Source organism: Halalkalibaculum sp. DA3122 (genome assembly GCF_043951865.1).
Lineage (GTDB): Bacteria > Bacteroidota > Rhodothermia > Balneolales > Balneolaceae > JAMQKA01.
Window position 1 is genome coordinate 131769 of record NZ_JBINJF010000002.1, and the last position, 16727, is coordinate 148495.

Here is a 16727-nt window from a genome sequence, read left to right on the forward strand (position 1 = left end):
TTTTAATAGCCGAGATCCAGCTGGTCTGTTGCAGCATACAGGTCTGGTACGCGGTTGTGATACCCGCGTTTCACACGGTTTCGCAGCTTGCGGAGCTGCCGTTTGAGGGTGTGCTGCTTTTTGTTGTTCGTCCGGCGTGGAGACCATTCTGAGACGTGTTGGATCAGCCACTGCCGGTTCTGTCGCCCGTTTCTTGGAGCCATAAGAAGGCCAAGTCCCACCCCTCCGATAAATGAGCTGGCGGCAACGAGAAACAGCCTCATGCTTTTTTTCTCTTTCATCGCTGATAGTCCTCTCTTTTCATTTTTGCAGGGAATAAAATTTAATAAACCTGAGATCGTTCTCTAAACCTTGAACGTGATTTTTCCGGAGTTTAGTACTCGTAAAGCAGGTTATAAATTCATATTTTAGACGTTATTTTCAAGATATAATTTTTTTATGTCAGATAGTTCTGAGTTAATTTATATGGATAGCGATCGGGTAGGTCGTACGCTCAAACGGATGGCCTATCAGGTTTCAGAAGACAATCGACAGGACCGGGATATTTGCCTCTTTGGAATCGGTTCCCGCGGTTTTGCCGTCGCCTCTCGACTGAACGCTTACCTTGCTGATATTTACGGCACTGAATTTGTTCTCACACGGCTGGAACCCCAAAAAACACTTTCCGGCAAGAAGATCTCCCCCCGCCGGTTGAGGGAGTGCTACCTCTTGGTTGTAGATGATGTGATCTTCAGCGGGCATACCATGTTTACCACGCTCAACCATATCTATGATTTTTTCAGTTTTGATGAAATACATACTGCCGTTCTCGTAGACCGGGGGCATCGCAGGTTTCCGATCCAGGCCCAGTTTGTAGGGCTGGAACTGTCAACAAAATTGAAGGAACATGTCTCTGTCGTGGTTCAACAGGAAAAGGTGGAAAAAGTGGTACTGCAGATGGGGTAAGGCCGAACTTCATCATTGTAACCAAATAACACGATTTTTGTAAAGTTTTCATGCATTTTAAGCTGTCTCTATTTTTAATCCCGATACTGTTGTGTATCCTTGTCAGGAGTGGATTTGGCCAGAGCGACCGTGACTACGTGGATATGATCTATTCTACTTCGGCGGAAAGCGATGTAATACTGCAAGACACGACCAACGGCTGGGGCTTCAACTGGGTTGGAGGACTGAATGGATCACAGGCTTCATATCGAAACTGGAGCCAGGGTGGGGTCAACACCATCAGTGTAACAGCGTCTACTCTTTTTGACCTGAAATACCGCAAAGAACGATTTGGCTACCAGCTTGTGACCAACTTTAAATACGGGCAGGCGCGGATCGAGGACGAGGGTACCCGGAAAACCGATGACAGGATCGCCATCGCAAATAAATTTAGTTACCGGTTCCGGGATGAGCGGTTTAATGTATTTGGAAACATCAATTTTACTACCCAGTTTGACAGGGGATATGATTACGGGGAAGATCCCAAATTGCTGCTCTCAAGGTTTTTGGCCCCGGCCTACCTGTCGCAGGTGTTCGGCCTGGGATTTCACCCCGCAGATTATTTCTCTGCAGAGGGGGGCGTAGCGATGAAGGAGACCATTGTGCGGGATAAAACCCTGTCTGAACGATATGGCCTGGAAAGGGGAGAAAAATTCCGGTTTGAGCCCGGATATTCATTAATATTCAATTTCGAGAAAAAAATTGTAAGTAATGTAAGGCTAAACAGTACGCTGGAGACCTTCACCAACCTGAAGGAGAATGTGAGAAAAACAGATATTAATTTTTCAAACGAAATAGTCGGAAAGATCAACGACTACCTTAATACGACCTTCCAGTTTGTGTTGGTCTATGACGAAGATTTCTCCAGGGAGGTTCAGCTCAAACAGGTTCTTTCCGTGGGATTTTCCTACAGCATTCTTTGAACGATCCGTAGATTGCAGGTTGTGGCTCATGGGTCAACATCAAACTCAATACCCTGTGCCAGTGGCATCTCATCACTCCAGTTGATGGTATTGGTTTGCCGGCGCATGTAGGCTTTCCATGCATCCGATCCCGATTCGCGTCCGCCACCGGTATCCTTTTCGCCGCCAAATGCCCCGCCGATCTCCGCACCGCTGGTACCCACATTAATATTTGCGATGCCGCAATCGGAACCACGTGCACTAAGGAAGCTCTCCGCCTCCCGCACATTCAGGGTAAACATTGCCGAGCTGAGCCCCTGCCGCACGCTGTTGTGGATATCAATCGCCTCATCCAGCTCGCTGTACTTCATCAGGTAGAGAATGGGGGCAAAAGTCTCCTCCTGCACAATAGGGTAGTCATGCTCAGCGATAACGATGGCCGGGCACACATAGTGACCGCCTTCGACTTCCAGATTGTTGCCCTCCAGCAGCTCACCACCGTAGATCAGCTCGCCGCCCGACCGTTGCACTTCCTCCAAGGCTTGTTGCATGCTTTCGGCGGCCTGTTCATCAATCAGCGGACCGACCAAGGTATCTTCATTCAATGGATTCCCGATTTTTACGCCCTTGTACAGCTCTACCAGCCGATCTTTCAACTCATCAAAAATAGAGTCATGAACAATCAGCCGGCGCGTTGTGGTACAGCGTTGCCCACAGGTACCTACTGAGCCAAACACCGTGGCACGGGCGGCCATCTCAAGGTCAGCATTTTCTGTGACGATGATGGCGTTGTTACCGCCCAGCTCCAGGATTGTTTTACCGAGGCGTGCCCCTACGGTCTGCGCCACCTGCCGCCCCATCCGGATGGAGCCGGTGGCCGAGATCAGCGGCAGCCGCTCATCGTTGGTCATCCATTCGCCCACCTCTTTGTCACCGGTGACGAGGTTGAAGATGCCTTCCGGCAGGTCATTTTCCTTGAGAACATCCGCCACAATATTCTGCACGGCCACGGCACACAGCGGCACCTTTTCGGAGGGCTTCCAGATCATCACATCGCCGCAGACGGCCGCAATCATGGCGTTCCAGGACCACACCGCCACCGGGAAGTTGAAGGCCGTGATAATGCCCACCGGCCCCAGCGGATGCCACTGCTCGTACATACGGTGATCAGGACGTTCAGACTGCATCGTTTTGCCATAGAGCTGGCGCGACTGCCCTACCGCAAAGTCACAGATGTCGATCATTTCCTGCACCTCGCCGAGTCCCTCTTGGTGAATTTTTCCCATCTCGTAGGTTACCAACTTGCCCAGGTCCTCCTTGTATTCGCGCAGCCGCAGGCCGATCTGTCGTACAATCTCCCCGCGCTTGGGTGCCGGCGTCATCCGCCACTGCTTGAACGCTTGCTGCGCTTGTTCTATCACCTGTTCATACTGCTCGCGGGTGGTTACAGTGACGTCAGCAATATGGCTGCCGTCAATCGGCGTGCTGCTTTCAATGTGCGGCTCACTGCCGTCGCCCAGCGATTGTTGCCCCGTACTGGTGCCGTAATTTGTACCCTCAATGCCAAGCTTTTTCAAAAACTCCATGACGATCCTTGCTTATTTATTCTCGTTGTACACTGTAAAGATAACGATACTGCGGAGGTTTTAAACCCTGATCATCTGCTTAACCCGGATTATTCACCAAGAAATTTGGTTGTGAACGAGGCGTCCTGACAATGACACCAGCAGACGTACCGAGGTACGTTGAGGAGCCATTGTCGGGACAACGAAGGGCACGGCCAAATTTTGCAGCCCGTTGCAACGACACTCAAATTTGAGCTACAGGTTATTTTCGATATGTCAACCAAAATCAAAGGCTTAACCTTTTATATTTATAATTTTGTGAATAGTCCGGGTTATTTTTCTTGCCGGCTGCGTATTTTGTATTATCCCGGGAATCACACGAAAGAATCTAAGAATTTGTATGGATACCATTTCAAATCGGCAGTTGACACTTCTGAGAAAACTGCAGAAGAAAAAATATCGCGAACGTGAGCAGTTGTTCCTCGTGGAGGGCGAGCGGGCTGTAGAACAGGTTATCCAAAACGGGACAGTTCAAGTGACGCATCTTTTTTGGGATGAAAACCAGCAGCTGTGGAAGAGGCCGGGCTGGAGCGAGCGGGCCGGGCAACTACTCTCTGCCAAAATAGATCCTCAGTCATTCCGTGAAATTACCGACACGGACAATCCCCAGGGGATACTGGCGCTTTGCGAGATGCCGCCGGAGGTTGCGCTCGACGAGCTTTCGGACAAACAGGGAGTGGTTGTGGCAACCGACCGCATCCAGGATCCCGGCAACCTGGGCACTATTCTGCGCTCGGCAGCGTGGTTTGGCGTGCAGGGATTGCTGCTGGGCAAGGGAACGGTAGATCTGTTTAATCCCAAAGTGGTGCGCAGCACGGCGGGGGCCACGGGAACAATCCCGTTTGTGAATGTGAACCTGGAGCAAACACTTTCTTTTTTTGAGGAGAAGGGCTGGCAGGTGCTGCTGCTCGATACCTCCGAACATGCAGAAAGCCTGCGTACGGTTGAGGCCGCCCCCCAAACCATTGTGGTGATCGGCAACGAAGCAAATGGCGTTGATCCGAGTTTAATGGCTGGACGAAACCGCAGAGTTGTCGAAATTCCCCATCCCCAAAAAGAGAAACAGGTAGAGAGCCTGAATGCCTCGATTGCGCTTTCCATAGCACTTTATGCGTTGAGTGGCCAGACCTGAGTAATAACTAAGGAGTCCTGATAAAAGCAACCTGTACCGCGAGCTTCTGCTCGCGACTTAGATTTAGAACAGCGTCTGCTGGTGTGAAAGGGCATTAATGATCAAAAGTGTTAATTTGGATGAGCAGCAGCTTTTAAATAGGGCTGAGATCGCGAGCTGAAGCTCGCGGTACGGTTCATTTATAATGTTCTTGCATACCTTTAACCCTCAGCAGATCCACCAAAATCATTCCTGGCCAATATCAAATTAATTTTTCATAAACAAGCCCCTCAGAATTGCTTCTGTTCCTCTGTTTAGCTATCGTTCAAATAGACTAGGTTTCGCTATCATCTGCGACGTTCTTTTATAACTAAATTGGACTTCTGTCTATGCCAAGAGCCAAGCAAAAGAAGATTTTTGTACTCGATACCTCCGTTCTCCTGTATGATTCTGATGCCGTAAAAAATTTCCAGAAAAACGACATTGCCATTCCCATTACCGTTCTTGAAGAGCTTGACACATTCAAGAAAGGCAACGACGTTATCAACCTGCACGCCCGCGAGTTTATCCGCTATCTGGATAAAATTTCAGACAAAAACATGCTGCAGGAGTGGATCTCCCTCAATGGTCGCTCGCACGGCAAGCTGCGGGTGTTGAACGATGAAGGCAGCGAGACGGATGCCGCTGAAGTATTTGGCTCCAAGAAGAAAGATCATCGCATACTGAATGCCACCCTGAAGCTGATGGAGAATGAGCCGGATAAAAAAGTGATCCTGGTTTCCAAGGATATCAATCTGCGTATCAAGGCGCGGGCGCTGAACATTGAGGCGGAGGATTATGAAACGGTGCGCGTCAAGGATATCGATCACCTGTACAAGGGCAAAACCGAGGTGAAATACAACGATTCAGAAGTAATCAATGAATTTTACAACGATGGCAAGCTGGATCCCAAAAAGGTGGGGGATGACAAGCCGGTGAGCAACCACTTTTTCATCCTTAAAAACCACTCCAGCTCGGCGCTCGGATTTTATAATTCTCGGACCCAGCACATTGAACCCGTCCGCAAGATGGCAGCCTACGGGGTAAACCCGCGCAATGCCGAGCAGACCTTTGCCCTGCAGGCTATTATGGACCCTGAAATATCACTGGTAACCATTACCGGGGCTGCGGGTACAGGAAAAACGTTGATTGCACTGGCCGGGGCTATGGAGCAGCGTCGCAATTTTAAGCAGATCTATATGGCGCGCCCCATCGTGCCGCTCAGCAACAAGGATATCGGTTACCTGCCCGGCGATATCAAGTCCAAGATCGATCCCTACATGCAGCCGCTGTGGGATAACCTGAACTTTATCAAAAACCAGTTCCCGGAAACCAGCAAGCAGTACAAGCGGGTGGAAGAGATGGTGAAAACCGAGAAACTCCGCATTGTGCCGCTGGCCTACATCCGGGGTCGCAGCCTGTCCAACGTCATTTTCATTGTGGATGAAGCCCAGAACCTGACGCCGCACGAGGTTAAGACCATCATCACCAGGGCCGGCGAAAATACCAAGATCATTTTTACCGGCGATATTTACCAGATTGACACGCCCTACTTGGATACCCAGAGCAACGGGCTCTCCTTCTTGGTGGATCGCATGCACGACAACGACCTGTATGCCCACATCAACCTGGAGAAAGGCGAACGCTCCGAACTGGCCAACCTGGCAAGCAAACTGCTGTAGACCACAGATCTGCACAGAGATAAAGGACAAGAAAAATACGCAGTACGCAATACGAAATAGGTAAAACGAAAAGCCACAGCTTATCACTAAGGAGACTGAAGTATTACTCCTTACTTATCACTCATTGCCAATTCTCCCCAAAAATCCAGCCCGTGGTCCAGGCCGACTGGAAATTGTAGCCGCCGGTGATGGCATCAATATCCAGCACTTCGCCGGCAAAATAAACGCCGGGACATTTCTTGCTCTCCATCGTCCCGAAATCGATTTCGGTGAGTGGAATGCCGCCGCAGGTGACGAACTCCTCTTTGTAAGTGGTTTTGCCCTGGATCTGGTAAGTGCCATTGACCAGCTGATGAGCAAGTTCATGGATCTGCTGGTTGGAAAGATTGGCCCAGCGGGTATTGGCATTGATCTGTACGAGCCCAGTGAAACGCTTCCACAGTCGGTTGGGTATGGGGAACCGGTCCTGTTTAGTGACCAGCTTTTTAGCGTTTTCCTGCCTCAGCTTTTTAAGTATTTTTCGCACCTCCTGTTCGGTTTTGGGATGCAGCCAATTGACCTGGATCGTAAACCGGTACTCCTGCTCATGCAGGTAGCGGGCCGCCCAGGCCGAGGCCTTCAGCACCGCCGGACCGCTGAGCCCCCAGTGCGTAATCAGCAGCGGACCGGTATGCGTGTAGGGGCTGTCTGTTATACTGACTTCCGCCTCCGGCACCGAAATGCCCGCCAGATCGCTGAAAATTTTATCCCGAAAGTTAAACGTAAATAGTGAGGGCACCGGCTCTTCGATGGAGTGTCCCAGCTCCTCCAGCCAGGCGTAGGACTTACGGCGGTTGCTGCCGCCGGTTGCGATAAGTACGAGATCCACAGTTGCCGGATTTGAGTTGTGGATATGCAGGTTGAAGCGTCCATTCTTCAGAGGCTCCACTCGCTCGATCTTGGTTTTGGTGCGTACTTGAATACCTCTTTCCAGGGCTTCCCGCTTCAGGCAATTGATGATGGTGGCGGAGTCATCGGTAACCGGGAACATGCGTCCATCCTCCTCAGTTTTGAGCTCCACGCCGCGCTCCTCAAACCATCGCACCGTATTTTTGGCATCAAATCGTTCAAACGCCCAGCGCAGTTCCCTCTCGCCCCGAGGGTAGGCTTTGGAGAGCAGCTCGGGATCAAAGCAGTGATGCGTTACGTTGCACCGCCCGCCACCTGAAATGCGCACTTTGGAGAGCACTTCCCGGCTGCGTTCGAAAATAGTGATATTGAGATCAGGATTATTCCGGGCCGCACGAATGGCCCCGAAAAAGCCGGCTGCACCACCACCTATGACAGCTAGTTTTTTGTTAAAGGAATTTTGAGACATTTTAAAGTTAGTTAAACCGCTGAGAAGGTTATATCACAAAGTTACACGAAGTAGTCACGAAGAATATCAAAGAAAACTTTGTGAACTTCTGTGCCTTCTTTAGATAAATTAGCGCTACTGTGAAATGATCAGGGAAGGGCAACAATCTCCACATCCTCAATACGGTGGCCCAGGAAGCGCTCCGCAAGTTCATGAAAACGCTGGGGGCGGTCGCTCACAAATGTTTCTAATTTTCCCTCTGCTTCATCATTCAGCAGCTCCAGGTTTTGCAGTTCTGTGCGGGCCATCTCAGCTATCGACAAGGCCGAGTCCACGATCTCAATCTTTGGATCGTGCAGGATTCGGCGAATCGATTCCTTGAAGAGCGGATAGTGCGTGCAGCCGAGAATCAGGCTGTCGATGTTGCTGCCTTCAAATTTTTTGAGATAGGTCTGCAGGGTTTTTTCGGCAATTTCGTTGTCGGTCCATCCCTCTTCGGCCAGCGGCACCAGCAGTGGACAGGCCGCTGAGGTAATGGTGATGCCCCCGTTGTACTCCCGGATTGCGGTCTCATAGGCTCCTGAGCCCACCGTAGCAAGCGTACCAATTACTCCAATATGTCGATGTTTGTGCTGCATCGCGGCGCGCGTTCCGGCGGTGATTACATCCAGCACGGGAATGTCTCCGGCGGCCTTCTGTACCTCTCGTTTGGCGGAAGCCGAAACGGTATTGCAGGCGATCAGGATCATCTTCACATTCCGATCCAACAGAAAATCAGTGATCTGTAGCGCGTAATTTCGTACGGTTTCTTCCGATTTAATACCGTAGGGTACACGGGCGGTATCCCCAAAATAGATAATATTCTCGTTGGGGAGCGCCTCGCGAACTGCCTTTACAACGGTAAGTCCGCCGATGCCGGAATCAAAAATGCCGATGGGAGCCGCTTTTTTACTCATGTAGATCGCTTTAAAACTGTAATTTCAGGAGAGGGCAAAGTATTGAAGAAAGGAATATCGAACAAGGGATTTAGCGTAACGAATGCTGAACCGCGCGTTATTGAAAGTCCGACACTCGAAATTCCTTTCCATCTCGGACCTTGTAACCTTCAACTTTGCAACCTTCAACCTTCAACCTTCAACATCAAACATTTAACCTCCTACATTTGCCGTGCCAGCACGACGACTTCTTTGAATGTGCGGTTGCTGCCGTTGCTGCTGTCGTACGCCTCGAACAGCACAATATAGATGCCCACCCGGTTGCGATTCCCGTCATCGGTTGTGCCATCCCACTGGAGGGAGCCCTCATAGCCCGCCTGCTTGCCGTCCGCCAGTTCACGGACCAGGCGTCCATATCGGTCAAAAATGCGAACCTTCAACAGGTAGTTGGGGTGATCCAGCGTATAGTTGATAAACAGGTTGTCTTCGTGGCCGTCCCCATCCGGGGAAAAGGGATTGGGATTGAAGCTGATGCCGATCTCGTCCGGCGGTTGCCCGGGTACCTGGTAGATCGAGTTTTCCGTTCCGGGGGTTCCGCCCTTTTTTGTGGTGCTGGAGCTCCAGTTGGAGGCACTTCCACTGGGACCGGACGGATTTATTCGTTCTAAAGCCACTCCGCGTGTGTCAATGATATTGGGATTGTGCCAGCTTTCATCATAGTAGACCGAGTCGATCGTAGCCCCGGTGCTGTCGGCCAGGTAGATCGCATCATCTCTGGAAGCGAGGCTTAATGTTCCCCGGTCAATTCTCACTGTGCGGGTGGGAGAGAGATCGTCGAGTTCAAAAAAGAGGGCGGTCTGGCTGTCGGAAAATGTGTCTTTTTCATCCGCATAGACCAATACGTGTCCCTGGGGAGGCAGAAATTTTGCGCGGGAGTTAACCGGTATGAGCGAACGGGTTGCCCCGGTTTCATCGGGCGCATCGTGCAGGGTGAATCCCTCAAGCGAGACGGCGTAATCCCGGGTGTTCCGGAGTTCAATATATTCACGCTGATCAGGCTGGTTATCCTCCGGGTCGTTCAGCGGATTGTACATGATCTCGTTGATTACTACGCTGCCCGCTTCGATCGGCTCAGCCACCGGTATGGATGTTGCTCTGGTGATGTTTCCTTTTACATCCGCCAGGTTTCGGATATTGAGCTCCCTCGGTTTGGGGTTGCTGCTACCCGAAGCCGGTTGCTGCAGTAAAATTGTGTTGCCATTCCCGGGAGTGAATGTTTCTACCGATAATGACTTTCCTTCCAGCATAAAAGTAAGTTCCGGCGAAAGTTGAATAAATTCGTCAAACCGGACTTCGATCAGGCCATCCGGCCGGCGGGTTGAAAAGAGCACGCCGGGAGGTGATCGGTCTGGTGAAAAACGGCTGTTTTTTGTTCCCCCGCTGCTTCCTTCCGGGGATCCGCTGCTGGTCCAGTTGGACCCGTCGTTGGAGGCCGCCAGGGGGTCTTTTCGCTCTATCGATATTCCTTCATCACCGCCCCATCGGGCCTTGTAGTAAAGTGAATCTATTGTTGTACCCTGGCTTGAACGTATGTATATCGCGTCTTCATCATCATTGAGAGACGGGAAGCCGGATAGATAGTATCCGTTGTCTAAAGTGGAGGCGAATTTCTTGTGACCCGTCAACAGAACATATTCTCCCGCTTTGAGCTGAATTCCGCGGGAGAGATCCGTTACAGCGACCCCGTCGCCCAGCTGCCAGCCCGACAAGTCGTAGTGTTCGCTGCCGGGATTGTACAGCTCTACAAATTCAGGCCCTGAGGCCCCGGATCGATGATACAGGATTTCGTTGATCACGATATCTCCGCGCTCTGCAGAGGCAAACTCCAGGTATTCGCGGGTCCGGGAAACGGTCTCCATCGCATTCCCAAAAATATCCTGCAGGTTGCTGAGCGTTATGTTATATGCGGTGCCCGAGACAAGATCTTCGGCAAGAAGGAGCGTAACGGTGTCGCCTGCCACCGATCTCATCTGAATATCCACCGGAGGAGTGACCGAGTAGTTGGAAGGATTGCGGGCGCTTTCGCTGGAAACGGGTTCAGAAAATACCAGCTTCATCGTTGAAGCGTCGGGAATCCGGAATTTCGATAACTTCGGAGGGGTAGTGTCCGGGGGTATTGCATTGCCGGTTCCGGGTGTGCCGGTGCCTTGGGGCGTGTCTCCCCAGTTGGCCTGGTGGTAGGCGGGAACACGGGATGTGCGTCGTTCCAGCGAAACCTTGTCGCCGCCCCAGCCTGAGTGGTACCGGAGAGAATCCACCAGCGTTCCATCGGGCCGCCGGAGTACGATGTCGTCGCCACCGTTGTTTAGCGATGGAAACCGGCTCCCGGTCGTAAGGATATGGATGCCCGGATACCGGGATGCCAGGGTGCTGTCCGGGGCAATGACGGCGAACGAATCAGGGGGCAGTACAAACGGTTTGTAGGCAAGTACCTTCCGGTTGCCGGTATTGTCGCTGAGCGTCCATCCCTGCAGGTCGAACGACCGCTGAGTGGGATTGTACAGCTCAACAAACTCCGTACCGCCTTCCGGCGGCTCGTACATAAATTCATTGATAAAAATATCACCGGAGTCGGCGCGCGAGATATGGTAGTATGTGAAATCGATGTTGCTCGACACCTGGGAGTTGCCGAAGATATCCTCTACGCCGGAGATGGTGAGGGTGTACCGGGACGCATTTTTCAGTGGGGTATCCAGCAGTAGAAGTACGGTATCCGGCTCTGAAACCTGTACGCCGCTGAAGCCAATTTCCCCGCTGATGCTGTAGCGCGAAATAGCGCCGGCTGTACGTCGATCTACCCTCTCATTGAACAGGAGCTGCAGTTTTTGATCCTCAAGAATATTAAATTCGATGACGGAGGGAGGCATGGTGTCATCGGGTATGGTGTTCGGCCGCCCGGGTGTTCCGCCGGTGGGGTGCGGCGAATCTCCCCAGTTGGAACGGTAGATTGCAGTCGTGGAGGTTGAACGTCGTTCCAGGGCGACCTCTGAGCCACCCCAATCGGGAGAATAAAAGAGGGAGTCGACCCGTATGCCACTCTCGGTATGGATCCGGACTGCATCTCCCCCGTTATTGAAGGCGGGAAGCGAGGCCACGGGAACGTAATTCCGGGAACCGTAGGTGTTGAAGAGAGCAGTGGTATCGGAGGAAAATACCAGGAAATCACCAGCCCCGATCACCAGAGTATCCCTGCTGAGGGAGACCATCGCCTGTTCATCACCAATCAGCCAGTCTTCCAGGTTCAGGCGTTTTGAACTCCTGTTTGTGATTTCAATATATTCAGCCTGTTCCCGGGGCTCGTCATACATAACCTCGGTAATAGCGATATCGCCCTGGTTAAAAATGTCAAAAAGAACAAAATCGATTGTTGAATCCGTATTGATGGTATTTCCTGCGGCATCATCGATGTTGTTGACCGTCAGTGTGTAGTCGCCGCCGGGGAGCGGTTGGGAATAGGTCAGCCGTACCGTATTCAGGTCGGTTACACGTGCAGAAGAGGGAGTCCCGATACCGTTATTTAAGGTGAAGTCTGCGGCAGCAACACTGTTGGGCGCAATTCTGGTGTTGAATACAACATCCATAATTCTGTTTTCGGAGGGAATTATATCTGCAATTTTAAGCGGGGGTGTTACCTTGCGCACCTGTATATCGTCATAAAAATAGTGGGATGTGCGGCTTCCGATATATTGGCTGTAGATCCCGAAAACGTTGCTGAAACGATGAGTGTTATCCCGGGCAGATCCCTGGGATGTGAAATCATTACCCCCGGTGGAATCTGCAAGGAACTTCCAGTGTCCCTCCAGGTCTCTTGTAACTTTTATGCGAACGGCAACGGGATCATGATCAATTAAATCGTTTGCTCCATCAATAATTTTTGTTTGCTCGGTTCCTGTCTGCCGGAAGAGGCTGACTTCGTCATCTGTATGGCCCACCCGGACGTAATAGCCGTTGACCGGTTCAGCAAGCTCGGGCTGATCGGCCAACAGGTAGATTCTGGAATAGCTGGTTGAGGAGGGGTTGAAATCGAACTCCACCAGGAACTCCCAGGTTCCGTAGGCCGCGGTGCTTTCGGTTGTTAAATAGGAGGCGCCTCCACCGGAGGCATCCAGCCGAAGTTTGCTGTTTCCCTGGTCGTCGAAAATAATATGGTCATCCACGGATCCGGTCCATGCAGGATCAGCGGTAAAATCGCCGTCGCTGAAGGTTTCGTCAATAATGGTTGTCTGGGCACTTGTCTGCCCAGGCAGTAGCAGAATTAAAAGAACGACAAGTAACGTTGCGAGGAAATTGTTCATAGCTCTCTTGTTTTGATGTTCATATCTGAGGTAAGGGGGCGGGTTGGAAGCCAACGGTAAAAAATAAGGTGAAGAGGGGTCAGCCTCTTCACCTCGGAAGGACATTGAATGTGCTCTCTCATTCAACGGCTTGTGAAAGATGAGTTATCTTCATCTCTACTTACTAGACCGGTAAACAGGGCAATCCTTACAAAAAAAATTAATTTTTTTCTGAGCTGGAGGATATAACAGCGCGATTTTAACTATGAACATTCAGGGCTTACCGGAGCGCAGATGACACGAAAGGTGCAGATCATCACGGGATAGCAGTTCAGGCAGTACCTGATACATGACCTGTCTACATCGATCGGCATGATCGGTGTTATCCTCGGTTTGTCAGGGAGAGGCCGCTATCCAGGGTTTGACGTGAAAATAACTTGAAGTGACAGGTAGCAGATGTGGCGAACAGGTTTTTGCAAAATTCGGATCCTGAAAAGTTTGTAATTTGTATGTTCAAGATGGAATTTTCGTTGCAAATGTCTCCCATAAATTCAATTGCGTTACACATACCATGCCATTTGAGACCAAAGCGGTACAATTTGAGATCCCTGCAGTAAATTACGGGCTTCAAACGGCCAGCGGATTACTTAAGCTGGAGGGGGAAGAGCTTCTGATCGAATTCCAGGTGAAAGACGCCCTGTTTGAAGTATTCAAGTCGGATGTGGAGGAGGTCGCCATTCCGCTCCGGGCGCTGCAGTCCGTTGAATACAAAAAAGGATGGTTCAGCTCCAGGATTGTCCTGGAGGCAGATTCGTTGCGGGTCTTTGATGAAATCCCGGGCGCTGACCAGGGCGAATGTATACTCAAGATAAAGCGAAAGGAGAGAAAGGAAGCCGAAAAGCTGGTCTCCAAAATACGCCTTGTGATGTCAGAAATTAAGTTAAACGACCTGAATGAAGAGTAAACATCGAATAAAGAACAAGGAATGGTAAAGGGAACGTCCCTTCAGTCGACATTCCTTGTTCGATATTCTCAACTTGCTAATTCAGATAGCCCTTCTCGGCCAGCAGCTCTGCATTCAGGATCGCTCCGCCGGCTGCACCGCGAACGGTATTGTGGGCCAGCGCGATATAGGAAATGTCAAATACAGAGCCCGTTCTCAGGCGTCCCATACCGAGCTGCATCCCGTTTTCGCGGGCAGAGTGCAGGCGCGGTTGTGGATGGCGCTCCTCTTCATACAGCTTGACCGGCTGCTTGGGCGCCGAGGGGAGATCAAGGTCGGCAATCGGGCTCTTCCAGTCTTCAATCGCCTTCTGTACGTCCGAGATATCCGAGGGCTTCTCTTTTAATTTAACGGCAACAGAAAGCAGGTGTCCCTCAACGGTGGGAATGCGAACAGCCGTGGATTGAACGCCAAAGTCGGCATGCGTCACGGTACCGTTGCTGTTAAGGGTTCCGAGCAGCTTCAGCGGCTCAGTGTGAATTTTGTCCTCTTCGCCTCCGATAAAGGGAACCGCGTTGCCCAGAATATCGAGGCTGGGAACGCCGGGATATCCCGCCCCCGAAACCGCCTGCATCGAGGTAACAACGACCGATTCGATCCCAAAGGCGTCAAAGATCGGGCGCAGCGACATCGACAGCGGCACGCACACGCAGTTTGGATTGGTGACGATCCAACCGCTGCCGTCGGCGGTAAAATCCTGTGATTTGATCATTTCAACATGATCCGGGTTCACTTCCGGGACCAGCAGCGGTACCGAGTCAAACATCCGGTGATTTTTTGCATTGGAAATTACCGGGATACCCGCAGTCGCAAAGGCCTGCTCAATATCTTTGGCCACGGAGGAATCGAGCCCGGAAAACACGAAATCGACCCCTTCAAAATGTGCAGGTTCACACGTAGAAACCTTCAGTTTGGCTACCTGCCCGGGAAGTTCAATATCCTCAATCCAGTGAGCGGCCTGTTTATAGGTCTTTCCGGCCGAACGTTTGGAAGCACCCAGGGCCTTGATCGTGAACCAGGGATGCCTGCGAAGTAAACGGATAAATTTTTGTCCGACAGCGCCGGTTGCGCCGAGAATTCCTACGTTGAAACTGTGCATTGTATTATGATTTCTGTGGGTTTAAAAAGTTGATTGCTCCCGCTGCCGGTTTCCGGGAGTAAACCGGGCCGGAAATACAGGAGGCAGGGAATATCGGAATTAAAAAACTAGAATTCATTAATTAAACGTACTTTTTTTATCTTTGGCATCGATGAATCTGAACCCAAAATAATTTTTACACACTTCAATGGCAGTAACCGAACTCGACAGTCTGGATAAAATCGTATCGCTGGCCAAAGCGCGCGGCCTTATTTTTCAATCTTCTGAAATTTACGGCGGGCTCGGGGCCGTTTACGACTACGGCCCGCTGGGAGTGGAGCTGAAGCGCAATATCCGTGACCTGTGGTGGAGGGAGATGACCCAAAAGCATGATAACATCGTGGGCATTGATGCCGCCATTTTCATGCATCCCAAAGTGTGGGAGGCCAGCGGACACGTTTCCGGCTTCAACGACCCGATGATCGATGACAGGCAGTCGAACAAGCGGTACCGGGCCGATATGCTTATTGAAGGGCATATCGCCAAGCTCCGCAGCAAAGAAAAGGCGGAGGAGGCCGACCAGCTACAGGAACTGCTCGATACCGCCGGCACGCGCGAGGGATTGTGCGAGGATCTCCACAAGATCATCATCGACAACGAAATCCGGGCGCCCGAATCCGGGGCGTTCGACTGGACCGAAGTCCGCCAGTTTAACCTGATGTTCAAGACCCAGTTCGGAGCGGTCTCTTCTGGGGATGATGACGATGCAGTATACCTGCGCCCGGAAACGGCCCAGGGCATTTTCGTGAATTTCAAGAACGTGATGGATACCGCCCGGCAGCAGGTGCCGTTCGGCATTGCCCAGACCGGCAAGGCGTTCCGTAACGAGGTGGTGGCCCGGCAGTTTGTATTCCGCATGCGGGAGTTCGAGCAGATGGAGATGCAGTACTTTGTGGAGCCGGGCACCGACGAGGAGGAGTATGACAACTGGCTTGCGGACCGCTTGGAGTGGCACAAAAACCTGGGCATCCGCCCCCGAAAGCTGCGTACAGCTCCCCACCCCGAAGACAAGCTGGCACACTACGCTGCAGCTGCGGCTGATATCCAGTATGAATACCCGATCGGCTGGCAGGAGGTGGAAGGCATCCACAACCGCACCGACTTTGACCTGGGCCAGCACCAGGAGTTTTCCGGTAAAAAGCTGGAGTATTACGACCAGGCCAAGCAGAAACGCTACATTCCCTATGTTATAGAAACCTCCGTGGGACTTGATCGGACCGTCATGATGGTGCTCTGCGACGCTTATCGCGAGGAAGAAGTGGACGGAGACACGCGTACGGTATTAAAACTGAATCCGGAAGTGGCGCCCCGAAAATTGGGCATTTTCCCGCTCATCAAAAAAGACAAGCTGATCGACCTGGCCAAAAAGATTGAAGCGGACCTGCGAGAGGAATACACCGTGCTTTATGATGAATCCGGATCTATCGGGAAACGCTATCGCCGGCAGGATGAGGCCGGTACGCCCTTTTGCATCACGGTCGACTTTGACGGGGTTGAGTCAGAGGGAGAAGATACGGTCACCATCCGCTACCGCGATGATATGACGCAGGATCGCGTGCCGGTCAGTCGTCTTAAAGAAGTGATCAACGACAAAATGAAATCCTGGAGTCCGGAAGATTAGTTCCGGGTTGGATGGCT

At 51.5% G+C, this 16727-nt stretch carries 12 protein-coding genes; 6 read left to right on the forward strand and 6 right to left on the reverse strand.

Features of this window, described 5'->3' with window-relative positions; translation table 11 throughout:
* Positions 1–2: 2 nt before the first annotated feature.
* Entirely contained in the window at positions 3–281 is a 279-nt protein-coding gene (locus ACG2F4_RS02360; protein WP_395257920.1) for a hypothetical protein, read from the reverse strand.
* A 157-nt stretch (positions 282–438) separates the two neighbouring features.
* Here ACG2F4_RS02360 and ACG2F4_RS02365 point away from each other — a divergent pair, with 157 nt between their 5' ends.
* On the forward strand, positions 439–945 hold the full coding sequence (locus tag ACG2F4_RS02365; RefSeq protein ID WP_395257922.1) for a phosphoribosyltransferase family protein: 507 nt from the start codon (positions 439–441) through the stop codon (positions 943–945).
* A 50-nt stretch (positions 946–995) separates the two neighbouring features.
* Complete coding sequence (locus ACG2F4_RS02370) at positions 996–1907, forward strand: DUF3078 domain-containing protein (protein WP_395257924.1); 912 nt, start codon at positions 996–998, stop codon at positions 1905–1907.
* Between the two features lie 26 nt (positions 1908–1933).
* Here the strand turns inward: ACG2F4_RS02370 and ACG2F4_RS02375 are convergent, their stop codons facing one another.
* A complete protein-coding gene (locus ACG2F4_RS02375) occupies positions 1934–3472 on the reverse strand; it encodes an aldehyde dehydrogenase family protein (RefSeq protein ID WP_395257926.1) in 1539 nt (512 codons plus the stop codon).
* A gap of 379 nt (positions 3473–3851) precedes the next feature.
* On the opposite strand from ACG2F4_RS02375, the gene ACG2F4_RS02380 reads away from it, so the two are divergent.
* Both ACG2F4_RS02380 and ACG2F4_RS02385 read left to right on the forward strand, forming a co-directional pair.
* Positions 3852–4643, forward strand: coding sequence for a TrmH family RNA methyltransferase (locus tag ACG2F4_RS02380; RefSeq protein WP_395257928.1), 792 nt, complete (start codon positions 3852–3854; stop codon positions 4641–4643).
* A gap of 368 nt (positions 4644–5011) precedes the next feature.
* Entirely contained in the window at positions 5012–6343 is a 1332-nt protein-coding gene (locus tag ACG2F4_RS02385; RefSeq protein ID WP_395257930.1) for a PhoH family protein, read from the forward strand.
* A gap of 121 nt (positions 6344–6464) precedes the next feature.
* On the opposite strand, the gene ACG2F4_RS02390 is transcribed toward ACG2F4_RS02385, so the two are convergent.
* The 3 genes from ACG2F4_RS02390 to ACG2F4_RS02400 all read right to left on the reverse strand — a co-directional run bounded on the left by ACG2F4_RS02390 (position 6465) and on the right by ACG2F4_RS02400 (position 12969).
* Positions 6465–7700: an NAD(P)/FAD-dependent oxidoreductase gene (locus tag ACG2F4_RS02390; RefSeq protein WP_395257932.1), complete on the reverse strand. Its 1236-nt coding sequence runs from the start codon at positions 7698–7700 to the stop codon at positions 6465–6467.
* Positions 7701–7828: 128 nt separating this feature from the next.
* Positions 7829–8635, reverse strand: a complete 807-nt coding sequence (gene murI / locus ACG2F4_RS02395; RefSeq protein WP_395257934.1) for a glutamate racemase — start codon at positions 8633–8635, stop codon at positions 7829–7831.
* A 200-nt stretch (positions 8636–8835) separates the two neighbouring features.
* On the reverse strand, positions 8836–12969 hold the full coding sequence (locus ACG2F4_RS02400) for a lamin tail domain-containing protein (RefSeq protein ID WP_395257936.1): 4134 nt from the start codon (positions 12967–12969) through the stop codon (positions 8836–8838).
* A 550-nt stretch (positions 12970–13519) separates the two neighbouring features.
* Here ACG2F4_RS02400 and ACG2F4_RS02405 point away from each other — a divergent pair.
* On the forward strand, positions 13520–13912 hold the full coding sequence (locus ACG2F4_RS02405) for a hypothetical protein (protein ID WP_395257938.1): 393 nt from the start codon (positions 13520–13522) through the stop codon (positions 13910–13912).
* Positions 13913–13988: 76 nt separating this feature from the next.
* Here the strand turns inward: ACG2F4_RS02405 and asd are convergent, their stop codons facing one another.
* Positions 13989–15050, reverse strand: a complete 1062-nt coding sequence (gene asd / locus ACG2F4_RS02410) for an aspartate-semialdehyde dehydrogenase (RefSeq protein ID WP_395257940.1) — start codon at positions 15048–15050, stop codon at positions 13989–13991.
* Between the two features lie 187 nt (positions 15051–15237).
* Here asd and ACG2F4_RS02415 point away from each other — a divergent pair, with 187 nt between their 5' ends.
* Positions 15238–16710: a glycine--tRNA ligase gene (locus tag ACG2F4_RS02415; RefSeq protein ID WP_395257942.1), complete on the forward strand. Its 1473-nt coding sequence runs from the start codon at positions 15238–15240 to the stop codon at positions 16708–16710.
* The last annotated feature ends 17 nt before the right edge of the window (positions 16711–16727 follow it).